At 58.9% G+C, this 17,689-nt stretch carries 13 protein-coding genes; 4 read left to right on the top strand and 9 right to left on the bottom strand.

The features are described from left to right. Positions 1-140: 140 nt before the first annotated feature. From ppiD to tig, 6 genes are all read right to left on the bottom strand, one after another. Positions 141-2,054: a peptidylprolyl isomerase gene (ppiD, locus tag AB5Y76_RS10235; RefSeq protein ID WP_263717288.1), complete on the bottom strand. Its 1,914-nt coding sequence runs from the start codon at positions 2,052-2,054 to the stop codon at positions 141-143. A gap of 150 nt (positions 2,055-2,204) precedes the next feature. After that, positions 2,205-2,477 carry a nucleoid-associated protein HU-beta gene (gene hupB / locus AB5Y76_RS10230; protein ID WP_005315375.1) on the bottom strand — a complete coding sequence of 91 codons (273 nt, stop codon included), beginning with the start codon at positions 2,475-2,477 and terminating at the stop codon, positions 2,205-2,207. A 240-nt stretch (positions 2,478-2,717) separates the two neighbouring features. Continuing rightward, entirely contained in the window at positions 2,718-5,072 is a 2,355-nt protein-coding gene (gene lon / locus AB5Y76_RS10225; protein WP_005336976.1) for an endopeptidase La, read from the bottom strand. Positions 5,073-5,213: 141 nt separating this feature from the next. Further along, positions 5,214-6,488 (bottom strand): ATP-dependent protease ATP-binding subunit ClpX, encoded by a 1,275-nt coding sequence (gene clpX / locus AB5Y76_RS10220; RefSeq protein WP_005336977.1) that lies wholly within the window; start codon positions 6,486-6,488, stop codon positions 5,214-5,216. 70 nt (positions 6,489-6,558) lie between these two features. After that, on the bottom strand, positions 6,559-7,182 hold the full coding sequence (gene clpP, locus AB5Y76_RS10215) for an ATP-dependent Clp endopeptidase proteolytic subunit ClpP (protein WP_005336979.1): 624 nt from the start codon (positions 7,180-7,182) through the stop codon (positions 6,559-6,561). An 86-nt stretch (positions 7,183-7,268) separates the two neighbouring features. Beyond that, entirely contained in the window at positions 7,269-8,579 is a 1,311-nt protein-coding gene (gene tig, locus AB5Y76_RS10210) for a trigger factor (RefSeq protein ID WP_005345092.1), read from the bottom strand. 441 nt (positions 8,580-9,020) lie between these two features. Between tig and AB5Y76_RS10205 the strand changes: the two genes are divergently transcribed. Together AB5Y76_RS10205 and yfbR are read left to right on the top strand one after the other, a co-directional pair. Then, the gene (locus tag AB5Y76_RS10205; RefSeq protein WP_005336982.1) at positions 9,021-9,455 is read left to right on the top strand and encodes a YccF domain-containing protein; all 435 of its coding nucleotides are present in this window, start codon (positions 9,021-9,023) and stop codon (positions 9,453-9,455) included. A 92-nt stretch (positions 9,456-9,547) separates the two neighbouring features. Further along, positions 9,548-10,138: a 5'-deoxynucleotidase gene (gene yfbR / locus AB5Y76_RS10200; protein ID WP_216948481.1), complete on the top strand. Its 591-nt coding sequence runs from the start codon at positions 9,548-9,550 to the stop codon at positions 10,136-10,138. 87 nt (positions 10,139-10,225) lie between these two features. Here yfbR and lolE read toward each other — a convergent pair whose 3' ends face one another. From lolE to AB5Y76_RS10185, 3 genes are all read right to left on the bottom strand, one after another. Further along, the gene (lolE, locus tag AB5Y76_RS10195; protein ID WP_005336986.1) at positions 10,226-11,467 is read right to left on the bottom strand and encodes a lipoprotein-releasing ABC transporter permease subunit LolE; all 1,242 of its coding nucleotides are present in this window, start codon (positions 11,465-11,467) and stop codon (positions 10,226-10,228) included. After that, complete coding sequence (lolD, locus tag AB5Y76_RS10190) at positions 11,467-12,165, bottom strand: lipoprotein-releasing ABC transporter ATP-binding protein LolD (protein ID WP_005336988.1); 699 nt, start codon at positions 12,163-12,165, stop codon at positions 11,467-11,469. The genes lolE and lolD overlap by 1 nt, the downstream gene beginning before the upstream one ends. Before the next feature lie 88 nt (positions 12,166-12,253). Then, positions 12,254-13,489: a lipoprotein-releasing ABC transporter permease subunit gene (locus AB5Y76_RS10185; RefSeq protein ID WP_263717289.1), complete on the bottom strand. Its 1,236-nt coding sequence runs from the start codon at positions 13,487-13,489 to the stop codon at positions 12,254-12,256. Positions 13,490-13,565: 76 nt separating this feature from the next. Here AB5Y76_RS10185 and AB5Y76_RS10180 point away from each other — a divergent pair, with 76 nt between their 5' ends. After that, positions 13,566-14,141 carry a hypothetical protein gene (locus AB5Y76_RS10180; protein ID WP_005336991.1) on the top strand — a complete coding sequence of 192 codons (576 nt, stop codon included), beginning with the start codon at positions 13,566-13,568 and terminating at the stop codon, positions 14,139-14,141. Between the two features lie 55 nt (positions 14,142-14,196). Then, positions 14,197-17,664, top strand: a complete 3,468-nt coding sequence (gene mfd, locus AB5Y76_RS10175) for a transcription-repair coupling factor (protein ID WP_263717387.1) — start codon at positions 14,197-14,199, stop codon at positions 17,662-17,664. The last annotated feature ends 25 nt before the right edge of the window (positions 17,665-17,689 follow it).

The following is a 17,689-nucleotide window of genomic DNA, read 5'->3' as shown; positions in this document are numbered from 1 at the left end:
AGAGCACAGAGCACAGAGCACAGAGCACAGAGCACAGAGCACAGAGCACAGAGCACAGAGCTTGAGTATCCCCCCTCTTGCCCACAGATAAAAAAACGGCTCCATCAAGGAGCCGTTTTCAATGGGTTGCGCAGTGCCGATTACTCGACGGTCGCTTCCACACTGGTGAAGTACTCGATCTTGGCTGCTTTGCGCAGCTCGTCGATCAGAGACTTGTAATCCACCTGGGCTTTGCCCTGACCCAGCTGAGCTTGCAGCATGGCAGCCATACCAGATGCGGCGGCAGGGACGTTGACCTTGTCCAGCGCAACTACAACGCGGTCACCATTGGTCTCGGCAACCAGAGCCACGCTCGGCTTGCCGTCGATCGGATGGGGCAGCGTGAACGCCTGGGCAATCAGGTTCTGATCCAGCTCGCGATCGAAGCGGGCAACCCCTTTGTGGGTCTCCACCTTCAGACCGAGTGCAGTCAGATCGGCGGTGATGCTCTCACCGACTTTCAGCTTGTCCAGCAGGCCCTGGGCCTTGCCACGGGCCACTTCGCTAGCCTTGTCATGCTTGATGGCGGCAATCACCTGCTCTTTCACCTCGGCCAGCGGCTTGACCGCTTTGGGCTTGTGACCAGTGATGTGCAGCACCAGCGCCTTGCCGTCAGCCAGCTCGATCACGTCGGAGTTGGTGTTGTCATCGCGCAGCTGTTCGGAGAACGCCACGGAGAGCACCTTGGGATCGTTCAGCGGAGCCGGAGCAGTCGCCTGGGTGAAGAAATCGGAAGATTGAACCTTCATCCCCATGGCATCAGCGGTCAGATCCAGCGAGTCCGGGTTTTCGAAGCTGTTGTCAGCCATCTTCTGCTGCTCGGCGAAGAATTTCTCCTTAGCCTTGTCAGCTTGCAGACGAGTGATGATCTCTTCTTTCACATCGGCAAACGGCTTGGTCTGGGCTGCTTCAACCCCCAGCAGCTTGATGATGTGGAAACCGAACGGGCTCTTCACCACGCCGGAGAGATCGCCAGCCTTGTTCAGGGCGAACGCGGCTTTCTCGAAGGCCGGATCCATCACCCCTTTCTCGAACCAGTCCAGCTCGCCGCCTTTTTTGGCAGAGAAGGTATCGGAAGAGTCAGCCTTGGCCAGCGCAGCGAAATCATCGCCCGCCTTGGCTTTGGCCAAAACGGCTTCTGCTTTCTGCTCGGCCGCTTTCTCATCCTTGCCAAACGGGATCAGGATATGAGCCACATGGCGACGCTCGGCACGCTGGAACAGATCTTGGTGCTGATCGTAGTAATCTTGGGCATCCTGCTCGGTGACCTTGATATCCTTGGCGAGGTTGGCAGCGTCCAGCAGCAGATAGTCGACCTTGACCTGCTCGTCGTTCATGAAACGGGCGCCATTGGTCTTGTAGTACTGCTCCAGCTCGTTGTCGGAGACCTGAACGTCAGCCATGTAGTTGGCGGCAGCCAGACGCACCAGACGCAGATCGCGAGTCTGGTTGTAGAGCTTGTCGAGCTGCTCCGCTTCCCCCTTGAGGGAGAATTCGGTGCCCAGCAGAGCGCTCATCAACTGTTGACGCACCATGTCCTGACGCAGGGAGTCACGGAACATTTCAGGAGTCATGCCGGCACGACGGATCAGCTGCAGATAGCGATCATTGTTGAACTTGCCGTTCTCGGCAAACTCCGGCATGGCCACGATGGCTTGCTTGATCTGTTCGTCACTGATGCGCAGACCCAGTTCACGGGCCTTGCTGTCCAGCAGCGCCTGATCGATCAGGCGATCCAGTACGCCACGGCGGAACTGTTTCATGTAATCGGGGTTCGCGGCCAACTGGCTGAATGCCTCTCCCATCTGGGATTCCATGCGGGCGCGCTCGTTACGGTAGGCATTTTCCAGTGCCGCAGCACTGATCTCGGTGCCATTGACGGTGGCGGGGGCGGTACGGGCCGGGCCGTTCAGGTAACTACCTACACCAGCCAAGGCAAAGGAGAGGATGATCAGGCCCAAGATAACCTTGGCTACCTTGCCCTGCGCCCCTTCGCGTAGTTTATCCAACATCATGTTTGTACTTATGCTCCCGAACTCGATGGGCGTAAACAATAAAAAGGCGCACCGATTGCGATGCGCCTTGGTCAATCAGTATGAGAGAAGACTCTCTAACTTGTCTGGTCTGCGACCAAGGACGGTAGCCGACGGATATCAGCGACCGACTTAGTTAACAGCGTCTTTCAGGGCCTTACCGGCTTTGAAGGCAGGAACTTTACCAGCAGCGATTTCGATGGTCGCGCCAGTCTGCGGGTTACGGCCTGAACGGGCAGCACGCTCGCGTACAGCGAAAGTACCGAAACCAACCAGAGCAACCTGGTCACCCTCTTTCAGCGCTTCACCAACAGCATCAATGAAGGCATCCAACGCACGGCCAGCGGCAGCTTTGGAGATATCGGCACCGTCTGCAATCTTGTCAATCAGTTGAGATTTATTCACTCTTATATTCCCCTTTTATCAAACACCGCTGCGGCGCTGATTTCCCTGGCCACAACAAGTGGAGGTTTTATAGCAAGCCTCCTGATCAGTTGCAAGTGACAATCTGGCGCAAACCCGCGCCACACAACGCATTGCGACTCATCACGAGTACCCGATCGGTGGTCAAGGCTACTTCCGTTATCGGGCGCATGCAAGCCTTAACCACCCGCCGAATGCGCCAAATTTGCGGCGCATCAACATTTACACGACAGAAACGCGCTCAAACCCCTGTGGATTGTCCTGCAACGCCAATTCCAGCACCTCGTCAATCCAGCGAACCGGATAAATTTCAAGGTCTTGTTTGACGTTTGCCGGGATCTCCTCAAGGTCACGCTCGTTCTCTTTCGGAATAAGCACTCGCTTGATGCCGCCACGATGGGCTGCCAGCAACTTCTCCTTGAGACCACCGATGGGCAGCACTTCGCCGCGCAAGGTGATCTCCCCTGTCATCGCCACATCAGCACGAACCGGATTACCGGTCAAGCTGGAGACCAGGGCGGTGCACATGGCGATACCGGCGCTCGGACCATCTTTCGGGGTTGCCCCTTCCGGTACGTGCACGTGGATATCGCGCTTCTCGTAGAAGTCGGCATTGATGCGCAGCTTCTCGGCACGGGCTCTTACGACCGTCATGGCCGCCTGGATCGACTCCTGCATCACGTCACCGAGAGAACCGGTATAAGTGAGCTTGCCCTTGCCCGGCATGTTGGTGGTCTCGATGGTGAGCAGATCGCCCCCCACTTCGGTCCACGCCAGACCACACACCTGACCCACCTGGTTCTGGTCGGTGGCCTTGCCGTAATCGAAACGCTGCACCCCGAGGAACTCCTTGAGGTTCTCCTGATTGACCTGAACATGCTTGATGCTCTTGTCCAGCAGGATGCGCTTGACCGCCTTGCGACAAATCTTGGAGATCTCGCGCTCCAGACTCCGCACACCCGCCTCGCGGGTGTAGTAGCGGATCACCCCGACCAGGGCAGAATCTTCGATGGTGATCTCGGACTCTTTCAGGCCGTTTCGCTGGATCTGCTTGGCAACCAGATGCTGCTTGGCAATGTTGAGCTTCTCATCTTCGGTGTAACCGGAGAGACGGATCACTTCCATCCGGTCCAGCAACGGACCCGGGATGTTCATGGAGTTGGAGGTGGCCACGAACATGACGTCCGACAGGTCATAATCCACTTCCAGGTAGTGATCGTTGAAGCTGTTGTTCTGTTCCGGATCCAGCACTTCCAGCAAGGCAGAGGCAGGATCGCCGCGCATGTCCGAGCTCATCTTGTCGATCTCGTCGAGCAGGAACAGCGGGTTCTTCACACCGACTTTCGCCATCTTCTGGATGAGTTTGCCGGGCATAGAACCGATATAGGTACGGCGGTGACCGCGGATCTCCGCCTCGTCACGCACCCCACCCAGCGCCATGCGCACGTACTTGCGACCGGTGGCCTTGGCGATGGACTGACCGAGCGAGGTCTTACCCACGCCGGGAGGGCCTACCAGACAGAGGATGGGACCCTTGAGCTTGTTCACCCGTGCCTGTACCGCCAGATATTCGAGGATGCGATCCTTGACCTTCTCGAGGCCATAGTGATCGGCATCCAGCACCTCTTGCGCCTTACCAAGATCTTTCTTGACCTTGGAGCGCGCCTTCCACGGCACCTGTACCATCCAGTCCACATAGCTGCGCACCACGGTAGCCTCGGCGGACATGGGAGACATCATCTTCAGCTTGGCAAGCTCGGCCTGGGCCTTTTCACGGGCATCTTCCGGCATGCCAGCCTCTTCAATCTTGCGATTGAGGGCTTCAAACTCATCCGGGCTATCTTCCAGCTCACCCAGCTCTTTCTGGATGGCCTTCATCTGCTCGTTGAGGTAATACTCGCGCTGACTCTTTTCCATCTGCTTCTTGACGCGAGTACGGATGCGCTTCTCGACCTGCAGCAGGTCAATTTCCGACTCCATCATCGCCATCAGGAATTCGATGCGCTCGGAGACAGAGACGATCTCCAGCACCTTCTGCTTGTCTTCCAGCTTGAGCGGCATGTGGGCCGCCATGGTGTCAGCCAGACGCGCAGCATCGTCGATCGCCGAGATCGAGGTCAGTACCTCGGGCGGGATCTTCTTGTTGAGCTTGATATAGCCTTCAAACTGGCCGATGGCGGAGCGAACCAGTACTTCCTGATCTTTCTCCTCAATGGCTTGGGAGGGGATGTACTGGGCCTCGCAGACAAAGAAATCCTTGTCGTCGATCATCCGCTCCAGGCGGGCACGCTGTCCCCCCTCTACCAGCACCTTGACGGTGCCGTCCGGCAGCTTGAGCATCTGCAGAATATTGGCCACTGTCCCGACGGTGAAGATCTCCTCCACCGTTGGCTCATCGGTTGACGCATCCTTCTGGGCCACCAGCAGAACTTTCTTGTCCTGCTCCATGGCCGCTTCCAGACAGCGAATGGATTTTTCCCGCCCCACAAAGAGTGGAATGACCATGTGGGGATAAACCACCACGTCACGAAGAGGCAGGACGGGAATCTCGATGCGTTCTGAACGCTCTAGGTTCATATATGTCCTCTCGGCTTGTTATACCGTTGGCAAAGCGCTTGGCTGAGTATATGGGGGCGCTGAGATGAGATTCAATCGCCGAAACCGTAAAAAGCATGAAAGGGGCAAAAAGCCCCTTCCATTTGATTAAAAATCAGACATTTACTCTGATGCAGCAGCCTGGGTTTCGGGATTCTCGTAGATCATCAAGGGCGCAGAGTCCCCTTTGATCACGGTCTCGTCGATCACCACCTTGCTGACCCCTTCCAGAGAAGGCAGGTCATACATGGTATCCAGCAGCACGGCTTCCACGATGGAACGCAGACCACGAGCACCGGTTTTACGCTCCATCGCCTTGCGGGCAATGGCGTTGAGTGCGTCGTCACGGAACTCCAGCTCGACCCCTTCCAGATCGAACAACGCAGCGTACTGTTTGGTCAGCGCGTTTTTCGGCTCTTTCAGGATCTGGATAAGGGCGGACTCGTCCAGCTCGGTCAGAGTCGCGACCACCGGCAGACGGCCGATGAACTCGGGGATCAGACCATACTTGATCAGATCTTCCGGCTCTACCTTGGCGAAGGTCTCGCTCAGGGTGGCCTTGGCATCCTTGGATTTCACCTCGGCGCCAAAACCGATACCGGTTCCCTTCACGGAACGCTGCTCGATCACCTTGTCCAGACCGGCAAAGGCACCGCCGCAGATGAAGAGGATCTTGGAGGTATCAACCTGCAAGAACTCCTGCTGCGGATGCTTGCGACCGCCTTGCGGCGGCACGGAAGCAATGGTCCCTTCGATCAGCTTGAGCAGTGCCTGCTGTACCCCTTCCCCGGAGACATCTCGGGTGATGGAGGGGTTGTCCGACTTGCGAGAGATCTTGTCGATCTCGTCGATGTAGACGATGCCACGCTGGGCCTTCTCTACGTCGTAGTCGCACTTTTGCAGCAGCTTCTGGATGATGTTCTCCACGTCCTCGCCCACATAACCGGCTTCGGTCAGGGTGGTCGCATCGGCCATGGTGAACGGCACATCCAGCAGACGAGCCAGAGTCTCGGCCAGCAGGGTTTTACCGCTACCGGTCGGGCCAATCAGCAGGATGTTGGATTTGCCGAGCTCCACACCACTGTTTTCGCCGCTGTTGCGCAGACGCTTGTAGTGGTTGTAGACGGCAACGGCCAACACCTTCTTGGCGTACTCCTGCCCGATCACATAGTCATCGAGATGAGCGCGGATCTGATGAGGGGTCGGCAGCTCGTTACCATCGCGCTTGGGCGAGATCTCGCGGATCTCTTCGCGGATGATGTCGTTGCACAGCTCGACGCACTCATCACATATGTAGACGGAAGGGCCAGCGATCAGCTTGCGCACTTCATGCTGGCTTTTGCCGCAAAAAGAGCAGTAGAGCAGCTTATCACCCTCACCCTTGCGTTTCTCTGTCATTCAGCAACCTCGTTTTATCAATAGAGGATGGATCGGCCTGTTGAGTTTACAACAGACCGGGACACCCTGCTCAGCTACGCTGGCTCAGGACACCGTCTACCAGACCATAGGCCACGGCCTGCTCGGCGGACATGAAGTTGTCACGATCGGTGTCACGCTCGATAGTAGCCATGTCCTGACCGGTGTGGAACGCCAGGCGCTCGTTCAGGGTATTTTTGATCTTCAGGATCTCCTGGGCGTGGATCTGGATATCAGATGCCTGACCCTGGAAGCCACCCAGTGGCTGGTGGATCATCACGCGGGCGTTAGGCAGGCAGAAACGCTTGCCCTTGGCACCACCAGCCAGCAGGAAGGCACCCATGGAGCAGGCCTGCCCCATGCAGACGGTGCTGACATCCGGCTTGATGAACTGCATGGTGTCATAGATGGACATGCCCGCAGTCACCGAACCACCCGGCGAGTTGATGTAAATATAGATGTCCTTGTCCGGATTCTCGGACTCGAGGAACAGCAGCTGGGCAACCACCAGATTGGCCATGTGATCTTCAACCTGACCAGTCAGGAAGATCACCCGCTCTTTCAGCAGACGGGAGTAAATATCGTAGGAACGTTCACCCTTGGCAGTCTGTTCGACCACGATGGGGACCAGCGCATTGCTGGGAGAATCGGTCATATCGTTATAGTTCTTGTACATAAGGCATTGTCCCTAAAATAAAATGGCCCGAGTGGAGATCACACGAGCCATTATACTTAACAGTCTTGACCTTAAGTCAAATGTTCTTAGGCAGCGGCGCCAGACTTGTTGATCACTTCGTCAAAGGCAACTTCTTTTTCGGTCACTTGCGCTTTGGACAGGATCAGGTCGATGGCTTGATCTTCTACTGCCAGGTTACGAACACCGTTCAGCATCTGTTCGTTCTTCTGGTAGTACTCGATCACTTCCTTCGGATCTTCGTAGGCAGTCGCCATGGACTCGATGATGCTGTTTACACGGGCATCGTCAGCCTTGATCTCGTTGGTGCGGATCACGTCACCCAGCAGCAGGCCTACGCGTACACGACGCTCGGCTTGAGCCTGGAACAGTTCAGCCGGCAGCTCGGGAGCGTTGCCGCCCTGGAAGCCACCGAAGCGCTGCAGAGCCTGCTGACGCAGTGCGTCGATCTCTTGAGCAACAGCTGCTTTCGGCAGGTCGATTTGGTTGGCTTCAACCAGACCGTTCAGAACCTGCTCTTTCACGCTGTTTTTCAGGGCTTGAGCCAGTTCGCGCTCCATGTTCTTGCGCACTTCGGCTTTCAGCTCTTCAACAGAACCGCTTTCGATACCGAAACGCTTCACGAACTCTTCGGTCAGCTCAGGCAGGATCTGCTCTTCAACCTTGATCAGCTTGGAAGCGAACTTGGCTTCTTTGCCTTTCAGGTTTTCAGCGTGGTAGTCAGCCGGGAAGGTCACTTCGATGGTGAACTCGTCGCCCGCTTTCTTGCCCAGGATGGCGTCTTCGAAGCCCGGGATCATACGGCCAGCGCCCAGCACCAGGTTGAAGCCTTCAGCTTTGCCGCCGTCGAACTCTTCACCGTCAATGGAACCGACGAAGTCCATGGTCACACGCATGCCATTGGCAGCGGCAACATCGGCATCAGCCCAAGTAGCGTGCTGCTTGCGCAGGGTGTCGATCATGTTGGCCAGATCTTCATCCTTCACGGTAGCAACCGGCTTCTCGACCTTGATGGTCTCGAGACCTGCAACTTCGAACTCCGGATACACTTCGAAAGTGGCGGTGAATTCGAAATCCTGACCTTCTTTGATCTCTTTCGGATCCATGGTCGGGGCACCGGCCGGGCTCAGTTTGTTTTCGATGATGGCTTTGATGAAGTTGCTCTGCATCATTTCATCAGCAACGCGGGCGTGAGCCATGGCGCCGAACATCTTCTTGATGATGGCAACCGGAGCCTTGCCAGGACGGAAACCGTCGATGCGACGAGTTTTGGCCAGGCCATTCAATTCTTTACGCACAGCGGCGTCTACGGTAGCGGCCGGTACAGTGATGGTAAGACGGCGTTCCAGACCCTGGGTTGTCTCTACAGAAACTTGCATTCTTCTACCTCGTTCAACTCAGCACTGTGTGCTGACCCTTTATTGCCCCTGGGCAAAGCCCGGAGTCTTCCTGTTTATAAAGACAACGATATGTCTTTGTGATGAGAAAATATGACGCGGCATTATAGCGGCGCACTTTGGTCGAGTCGAGCTACACATCCCCCACATTGAGCGGCGTGCAAGCACAATTCGTGCAAAACTGCCCTTTATATGGGGAGAGAGGTGCCCGACTTCAACTATCCGATCGCAATAATTTTGCGTTTGCTCACCTTTTTTCATCCGAACGCAGCTTTATTGCCCATCTTTCGCCGAAAAACAGCCCACCGTTGGGGGCGGCGACTCAATTTGATCAGCCAAATGGCGATTGGACCAATCAACCATTGCGTCCCTACCCCTCCCTCGTTATGGTGGCAACCAAATTGATGATCTGGAGTCACTCACATGGCCTTTTTCCGCTTCTTGTTCAATCTGCTCTGGTTTGTACTGGGAGGTGTCTTTATGGGCCTGGCCTGGTGGCTGGCCGGTCTTGTCTGCTTTATCTCGCTGGTCGGCATCCCCTGGGGACGTGCCTGCTTCGTGATCGGCACCTTTACCTTCTTCCCGTTTGGCAAGCAGGCCGTCAATCGCAAGACCATGACTGGCCAGAGCGATATCGGCACCGGCACTCTGGGGCTGATTGGCAACATCCTCTGGTTCGTGCTGATCGGCGTCTGGCTGGCCATCGGCCACATCGCTTCCGCGCTGGCCTGCTTCGTGACCATTATCGGTATCCCGTTCGGTATCCAGCACCTCAAGCTGGCACTCATCAGTCTGGCGCCCATCGGCCAGATGATAGTGACCAACCAGGAGGCGGAATCGGGCCGCTATATCCGCTAAACACGGGAAATGCGCGGGCAGACGCTGCCCTGCAACGAAAAAAAGGGCAGACTAGGGTCTGCCCTTTTCTATTCTCTTTTGTTGAGGCCATCATGTTACCCAGCCACTTTTTCGCCAATCTCGCCCGCATGAAACTCATCTACCGCTGGCCCCTGATGCGCAACATCCAGCCGGAAAACATTGCCGAACACAGCCTGCAGGTCGCAATGGTGGCCCATGCCCTCGGCATCATCAAAAACCGGCTGTTTGGCGGCAGCGTGAATGCCGACCGCGCCGCCGTGATGGCCCTCTACCACGACAGCAGTGAAGTGCTGACCGGCGATCTGCCTACCCCGGTCAAATACTTCAACCCCGAAATTGCCCGTGAGTACAAGAAGATAGAACTGGCCGCCGAGCAGCGTCTGCTTGGCATGCTGCCGCCGGAACTGGTGGAGGACTTTCGCCCCCTGCTCGATTCGGCAGCCCAGGATGACGGGCTGGCCAGGCTGGTCAAGGATGCCGACACCCTCTGCGCCTATACCAAGTGTCTGGAGGAGATCAACGCGGGCAACCGGGAGTTCGAACCGGCTCGCAAGCGCCTCGAGGCCATGCTGGCAGCCCGGATGAGCGATGAGATGCGCTACTTTATCGACACCTTTGTGGCCAGCTTCTCCCTGCCACTCGATGAGCTGAACGCGCACTAAGCCAGTCCACGCGACCTGAAAACAGCAGGGCCCGCCGGTTTGCACCGGCGGGCCCTTCGTTCTTTATTGCGCATTAGATGCGGCGCATCAGTGCCCCAGCTCGCGGGACGGTACCAGACCGCTCGCCCGCCAGGCGGGATAGAGGGTCGCCACCAGACTCATCAGGATGGCGGCGCCTGTCACGATAAGCAGATCCTGCATATGCAACTCGGTCGGCAAGAAGTCGATGAAGTAGATATCCGGATTGAGGAAGCGGTGGCCGATGAGCTTTTCGACAACGCTCAGGATCTGGGTCAGCTTGCTGGAGAGCAGCCCGCCCAGCAGGGCGCCGAGCAGGGCGCCGGCCACGCCGTTGACCATCCCCTGAATGACGAAGGTGAGCCGGATCTGGCCAGGGCTCGCCCCCATGGTTTTCAGGATGGCGATTTCGCTGCGCTTCTCGTTCACCGCCATCACCAAGGTGGAGACGATGTTGAAACAGGCGACGGCCACCACCATCAGCATCACCACATACATGACGGTACGCACCATCTGGATGTCCTGATAGAGGTAGCCCTGGCTGTTCATCCAGCTGCGGATATAGACGTGATGAGGGAACTGCTGCGCGGCGGCGATCGTAATATTTTGTGCATTAAGCACATCGCTCACCCGCAGGCTGAAGCCCTCCACATCGCTGCCCATGCCGGTGATCGCTTGCGCATCGGCCAGATGCATAAAGCCGAGCAGGCCGTCGAGCTGACCGCCTATCTCCAGCAGGCCCACCACGGTAAGGGCTTCGCGCCGAGGATTCTTGATCCCCGCCTGATCACCCCCTTGCGGCAGCAGCAGGGCGACCGAATCCCCCACCTTGACCCCCAGCTTGTCGGCGATGGTCTTGCCAAGGATCACCCCACGTTCACCAGGTTGCAGCTCACGCAGACCACGGCCCGTCATGTATTTGCCGGCATCCGACAGATTGGCTTCCAGATCGGGCAGAACGGCGCGCAGTTGCACCCCCTTGAGGGCAGAGCCATGCTCCAGCAGGCCATTGAGGCGAATGACCGGCGCTGCCGCCTCAACGCCCGGCTGGGCCAGCAGGTAGTCGCGCAGACGTGGCCAATCCGGCAGCGGCCGCTCGACGGCGTCCAGCTCACCTTGCGGCACGACCGAGAGCACCCGATCTTTAAGCTCCCGCTCGAAACCGTTCATGGCGGAGAGGCCCAGGATCAGCGCCATCACCCCGAGGGCGATACCGATCAGGGAAGAGGCAGAGATAAAGGCGATAAACCCGTTGCGACGGCGGGAGCGGCTATAACGCAGGCCCAGAAAAAGGGGCAGCGGTTTGAACATCAGGCAACCTCCGCCATCACGCCGCTCACCAGGGTCACCCGGCGATGGAGCTTGGCCGCGAGGCTCAAGTCGTGGGTCACCACCACAAACGCAGTGCCCAGTTCACGGTTCAGTTCACACAGCAATTCGTACACCGCGGTGGCACTGGCGTGATCCAGATTGCCGGTGGGTTCGTCCGCCAGCACCAGACTCGGTTCGTTGACCAGCGCTCGGGCGATCGCCACCCGCTGACGTTCGCCACCAGAAAGCTCGGAGGGACGGTGATTCAAGCGATGGGAGAGCCCCACCCGCCCCAGCATCTTGGTTGCCTTTTCGGTGGCAACCGCCACCGACTCACCGGCGATCAGCAGCGGCATGGCCGCATTTTCCAGGGCACTGAACTCGGAGAGCAGGTGGTGGAACTGGTAGACAAAGCCCAGCTCGCGGTTGCGAAAACGGGCCTGGGTGCGGCTATCCCAATGGTGGATATCCTCCCCCTTGAACAGCACGGCGCCACTGGAGGGGTTGTCGAGGGCCCCCATCAGATGCAGCAGAGTGGTCTTGCCGGAGCCCGAGCTCCCCACCACCGCCAGCATTTCACCGGGCGCGACACAGAGATCGATCCCCTTGAGCACCTGAGTCTCCAGCTCCCCCTCTTTATAGACATGATTAAGCGCCTGGCAGCGCAGCAGAGGTTCACGGGATACGGCTTCATTCATAACAGGGGCTCCACTTGCCTCGGTAACAACGCTGGCACCCGCAACTACGGGGGCACCAGTCACAACAAAAGATGCATTATTCACGGCATTACTCATAACGCAGCGCCTCGGCCGGTTTCACCCGCGCAGCGCGGGCCGCCGGATAGAGGGTGGCACTGAAGCTCAGCAGCACGGCGCCCAGCAAAATGGTGATGACCTGAGCCGGCTCGACAATCACCGGCAGGCCACTGCCGCCCGCCGCCATATAGAGGTTGAGCCCCACCGCATTGAGCAGGGGGTTGAGACCCAGGGAAAGCGCAAGGCCCGCCAGTCCGCCAAACAGGGCGCCAATCACCCCGCTGGAGGCGCCAAGCACCATGAATATTTTGACGATCCCCGATTCACTCATGCCCATGGTGCGCAGGATGGCCACTTCGCCCTCCTTGTCCGTCACCACCATCACCAGCGCGGAGAGGATGTTGAAGGTGGCGACGGCGATGATCAGCACCAGCATCAGCCCCATCATCCGTTTTTCCATGGCGACCGCCTGGAACAGCTCGCCCCGCTCGCGGCGCCAATCCTGCCAGACCAATCCGTCCGGCAACGTTGTCTTGATCACCTCGTCAGCGGCAAAAGGATCATCTAGCCAGAGGCGAATGCCACCGACGGTTTCTGTCGGCAAGCGCAGCAGCCGCTGGGCATCCCCCAGGGCGATCAACGCAATCTGGTTATCCACATCGGCGCCGACCCCGAAGATGCCGGAGACGGTAAAGATGCGCTGGGCCGGTACCCGGCCAAACGGGGTGAAGCGGGTCCCCTCGGTCAGGATCAGACGAACCTGATCGCCGATGGAGACATTGAGGCGACGTGCCACCCCCTGCCCCAGCACGATGCGGTAGTGACCCGCCTGCAGGGTATCGAGGCGCCCCCCCAACATCTGGCTATGGAGGATGTCATCCTTGGGCCACTGCGCAGGGTCAATCCCCTGCACGCTCACCCCGGTCAGCTGGCCGGGGCTTTGCAGCATCCCTTCGCTGTCGAGCATGGGGGCCGAGGCGACCACATGGGGCAATTTGGCCAGATCCGGCAAGCCTTGCGGGTCTGCATCAATGCGGCCAGCCTGATTGGTCACCACCACATGGGGGATCACCCCGAGGATGCGCCCTTTGAGCTGCCCTTCGAAACCGTTCATCACCGAAATGACCACCATCAGGGCGGCAACCCCGATGGCGATGCCAAAGGTAGAGAACAGGGAGATAAATGAGACGAAGCGATTGCTGCGCTTCGAGCCTGCATAACGCAGGCCGATGGCCAGCGAAAGGGGCTGAAAAAGTCCGGTCTTCAAGGATATGTACGTTGCCAACAAAATAAGATACCGGATAATAAAGGGAAACCGTCCATGACAACAAGGGATAGCCTCCATGCAGGAACAGTTCTTCAGCGTCACTCATGCCACGCCGGTCAATGTGATCCCCATGCCGGCCGACTTCCACCTCCCCTCGCTGGAGGAGCTGGACGCTGAGCTGCCGGAGCCCTTTCGGATCTCTTCGGCCATTACCTCCATCGATCTGGTGACCACTCGCCTGCTGCGCAACCAGAACGAGTCGATGCACGACCTGATCGAGATCGTCAATCAGCAGTCCCGCAAGATCGACATGATCATGGGCTATGTGCTCTCCCTGCAGGACCATCCGGAGCAGCGCTTTCACACCCTGCGCTTCGGGGCTGGCCAGCTCACCTACCTGCACCCCTATCATGATCACGGGGCTGCGCCGCACCTGCACCAGATAGTGCGCCTCAAGATCTTCCTGCGGGAAGAGGCGGCCGCCATCTACTGCTATGGCCAGGTCAAACAGCTCGACGGCGGTGAACATGGCACCCATGTGCAGCTCGACTATGTGCGGATCCGCGAAGATGACCGTGAACTGCTGGTTCGTGCCAGCCTCCACGTGCAATCGAAGCAGCTCAAGCTGCGCGCCCAAGAACGTCAGCGCTAACCATAGCGAACGTCGCGATAGATAACGTCAACGTTAAAAGAATCGAATCATGCCAATGACACTCCCCGCCTTGCCCGCCAAAGCGGGCCAAAAGATCACGCTCGGCCAGCTGGTCGGCAGCAGCCTCTCGCTGATTGCAGCCCGTCTCACCAGTGAAGCCAAGGGGCCGGTACTGCTTATCACCGCCGATACCCCGAGCGCCCTGCGCCTGGAGCAGGAGCTTCAGTATTTGCTGGCAGACAAGCAGCTAGCCGATCAGTCTGCGCCGGTATTGCTGTTCCCCGATTGGGAGACCCTGCCCTACGACACCTTCTCCCCCCATCAGGACATCATCTCCCAGCGGCTAGAGACCCTCTACAAGCTACCGCAGATGAGCAAGGGTGTATTGATTGTCCCCATCTCCACCCTGATGTTGCGCTGCGCCCCCCGGGTCTATCTCGACAAATACAGCCTGGTGGTGAAGGCCGGCCAGCGCCTCAATCTGCAACAGTTGCGCGGACGGCTGGCCGAGGCGGGTTACGTGGCGGTGGATCAGGTGCTGGAACATGGCGAATTTGCCGCTCGCGGCTCCCTACTCGATCTATTCCCCATGGGCAGCAGCAGCCCCTATCGCATCGACTTCTTCGACGATGAAGTGGACTCCATCCGCCCGTTCGATCCCGAGACCCAGCGTTCCAGCGAACCGGTCAAGACGGTCAGCCTGCTGCCCGCCCGGGAATACCCTACCGACGAGGCGGCCATCGAACTGTTTCGCGGCCAGTTCCGCGAGCAGTTCGAGCTGTCGCGGGCCGAGGGTTCCGTCTATCAGGAGGTGAGCAAGGGACGCTGGCCCGCCGGCATCGAGTATTATCTGCCGCTCTTCTTCAACCAGACCGCCAGCCTGTTTGACTACCTGCCGGAAGAGACCCTGCTGCTCACTGTGGGGGACATCTACCCCGCCGCCCAGCGCTTCTGGAACGACATCGGCCAGCGTTATGAAGACAGACGCTGGGACAACACTCGCCCCCTGCTCCCCCCGGCCCAGCTCTATCTGCCGGTGGAGCAGCTCTTTGCCGCCCTCGGCCAATATGGCGCGGTGCGGCTGCAAGAGGCCGCCACTGCGGGCGATGCAGGTCAGCACGATCTGCCTATCTCGGCGCTGCCGGATCTGCAACTCGATCACAGCAAGGAACAACCCCTGCTGGCGCTCAACCAGTTCCTGCAAGGCTTTGCCGGGCGCACCCTGTTTGCGGTGGAATCCGAAGGGCGACGGGAGGTGCTCGGCGATCTGCTGGCGCGTATCTCGCTGCAACCTAAAGAGTTCCCCTCCCTCGACGCCTTTAGGGCGAGCCCGGACCGCCACGGCCTGCTGGTTGCACCCCTTGAGCGTGGCTTCCTGTGGCAGGAGGCCGGTCAGGATCCATTGGCGCTGATCACCGAGACCGAACTGCTGGGCGGCAAGGTGCGCAGCAAACGGGCGCGAGAGAAGAGCAAAAACTTAAGCTCCGATGCGGTGATCAGAAACCTGGGCGAGCTGACCCAGGGTCAGCCGGTGGTCCATCTGGATCACGGGGTCGGCCGCTATCTGGGGCTCGAAACCATCGACGCCGGTGGTCTGCCCACCGAGTTTTTGACCCTCGAATATGCCGGCGGCGACAAGCTGTTCGTGCCGGTTACCAGTTTGCACCTTATCAGCCGCTACACCGGTTCTGATAACCCGCCCAGCCACAAGCTCGGCGGCGAGGCCTGGAGCAAGGCGCGGCGCAAGGCGGCGGAGAAGGTGCGCGACGTGGCAGCCGAGTTGCTGGATGTCTACGCTCATCGCGCCGCTCGCGCCGGTTTTGCCTTCAAGCACGACAAAGAGGCCTATCGCCAGTTTGCCGCCAGCTTCCCGTTCGAGGAGACCGACGATCAGCTCAACGCCATCAATGCGGTGCTGGGGGACATGTGCCAAGCCAAGAGCATGGATAGACTGGTGTGCGGCGACGTGGGTTTCGGCAAGACCGAAGTGGCGATGCGGGCAGCGTTTGTGGCCGTCCACGGCGGCAAGCAGGTTGCCGTGCTGGTGCCCACCACCCTGCTCGCCCAGCAGCACTACGATAACTTCCGCGACCGCTTCGCCAACTGGCCGGTGCGGGTCGAGGTACTGAGCCGCTTCCGCTCCGCCAAGGAGCAGAACGCTGTGATGAAGGAGCTGGCTGAAGGCAAGGTGGACATCATCATCGGCACCCACAAGCTGCTCGGCTCCGAACTCACCTTCAAGGATCTGGGACTGCTCATCGTCGATGAGGAGCACAGATTCGGGGTGCGCCAGAAGGAGAAAATCAAGGCGCTGCGGGCCGATGTGGATATCCTCACTCTCACCGCCACCCCTATTCCGCGCACCCTCAACATGGCGATGTCCGGCATGCGGGATCTCTCCATCATCGCCACCCCCCCCGCCAAGCGACTCGCCATCAAGACCTTCGTGCGCCAGCACGAACCGGCGGTGGTACGCGAAGCGGTACTACGGGAACTCAAGCGTGGTGGTCAGGTTTACTACCTGCACAACGATGTCGAGAGCATCGAGAAGTGCGCCGCCGATCTGGCGGAGCTGGTGCCGGAAGCCCGCATCGGCATCGCCCACGGCCAGATGCGCGAGCGCGACCTTGAGCGGATCATGTCCGACTTCTACCACCAGCGCTTTAACCTGCTGGTCTGCACCACCATTATCGAGACCGGTATCGACGTACCGAGCGCCAACACCATCATCATGGATCGGGCTGATCATCTCGGTCTGGCCCAGTTGCACCAGCTGCGTGGCCGGGTTGGCCGCTCTCATCATCAGGCCTATGCCTACCTGCTCACCCCCCATCCCAAGCTGATGACCAAGGATGCGGCCAAACGGCTGGAAGCGATCGCCTCGCTCGAAGATCTCGGTGCCGGCTTTGCGCTGGCGACCCACGATCTGGAGATCCGTGGCGCAGGCGAACTGCTCGGCGACGATCAGAGCGGCCAGATCGAATCGGTCGGCTTCACCCTCTACATGGAGATGCTGGAGCAGGCGGTCGAGGCACTGAAAAATGGCAAGGAGCCGTCACTGGAGCAGCTGATGAGCCAGCACACCGAGGTGGAGCTGCGCCTGCCTGCGCTGCTGCCGGATGACTATATTCCGGACGTCAACATGCGCCTCTCCATGTACAAGCGGATCGCCAGTGCGGCGGACGAGCAAGAGCTGCGCGAGCTGAAAGTGGAGCTGATCGACCGCTTCGGCCTCTTGCCGGAGGCGACCAAAACCCTGCTGGAGCTGGCGGCCTTCCGTCAACGTGCAACCGCCCTTGGTATTCGCCGGGTGGAGATGAGCGAGCGCGGTGGCTATCTCGACTTCACCCAGGAGACCAAGGTCAATCCGGCCTATCTGGTCAAACTGCTCTCCAGCCAGCCACGGGTCTACAAGATGGACGGGCCGACCCGGCTGCGTTTCCAGGTGCCGACCCAGGATCGCGCCATGCGCCTGAAACTGGTGGATGGTTTGCTGGCTGATCTGGCCAACAACAGCCAGTGAATCTCTGCAACGCTAGCGGCGAGCC

Origin of the sequence: Aeromonas sp. R1-2 (assembly GCF_040908505.1) — a bacterium.
In the GTDB taxonomy this organism is placed as follows: Bacteria; Pseudomonadota; Gammaproteobacteria; order Enterobacterales; family Aeromonadaceae; genus Aeromonas; species Aeromonas veronii.
The sequence above is the reverse complement of the archived record's forward strand: the minus strand, read 5'-3'. Positions and strand labels throughout refer to the sequence as shown.

What these genes read in the sequence shown, in the direction of transcription:
- lon (WP_005336976.1), bottom strand. Translation starts at nt 5,072, where the DNA reads ATGAACCTAGAGCGTTCAGAACGCATCGAGATTCCCGTCCTGCCTCTT.
- AB5Y76_RS10180 (WP_005336991.1), top strand. Translation starts at nt 13,566, where the DNA reads ATGCAGGAACAGTTCTTCAGCGTCACTCATGCCACGCCGGTCAATGTG.
- clpP (WP_005336979.1), bottom strand. Translation starts at nt 7,182, where the DNA reads ATGTACAAGAACTATAACGATATGACCGATTCTCCCAGCAATGCGCTG.
- yfbR (WP_216948481.1), top strand. Translation starts at nt 9,548, where the DNA reads ATGTTACCCAGCCACTTTTTCGCCAATCTCGCCCGCATGAAACTCATC.
- AB5Y76_RS10205 (WP_005336982.1), top strand. Translation starts at nt 9,021, where the DNA reads ATGGCCTTTTTCCGCTTCTTGTTCAATCTGCTCTGGTTTGTACTGGGA.
- ppiD (WP_263717288.1), bottom strand. Translation starts at nt 2,054, where the DNA reads ATGATGTTGGATAAACTACGCGAAGGGGCGCAGGGCAAGGTAGCCAAG.
- tig (WP_005345092.1), bottom strand. Translation starts at nt 8,579, where the DNA reads ATGCAAGTTTCTGTAGAGACAACCCAGGGTCTGGAACGCCGTCTTACC.
- clpX (WP_005336977.1), bottom strand. Translation starts at nt 6,488, where the DNA reads ATGACAGAGAAACGCAAGGGTGAGGGTGATAAGCTGCTCTACTGCTCT.
- lolE (WP_005336986.1), bottom strand. Translation starts at nt 11,467, where the DNA reads ATGTTCAAACCGCTGCCCCTTTTTCTGGGCCTGCGTTATAGCCGCTCC.
- mfd (WP_263717387.1), top strand. Translation starts at nt 14,197, where the DNA reads ATGACACTCCCCGCCTTGCCCGCCAAAGCGGGCCAAAAGATCACGCTC.
- lolD (WP_005336988.1), bottom strand. Translation starts at nt 12,165, where the DNA reads ATGAATGAAGCCGTATCCCGTGAACCTCTGCTGCGCTGCCAGGCGCTT.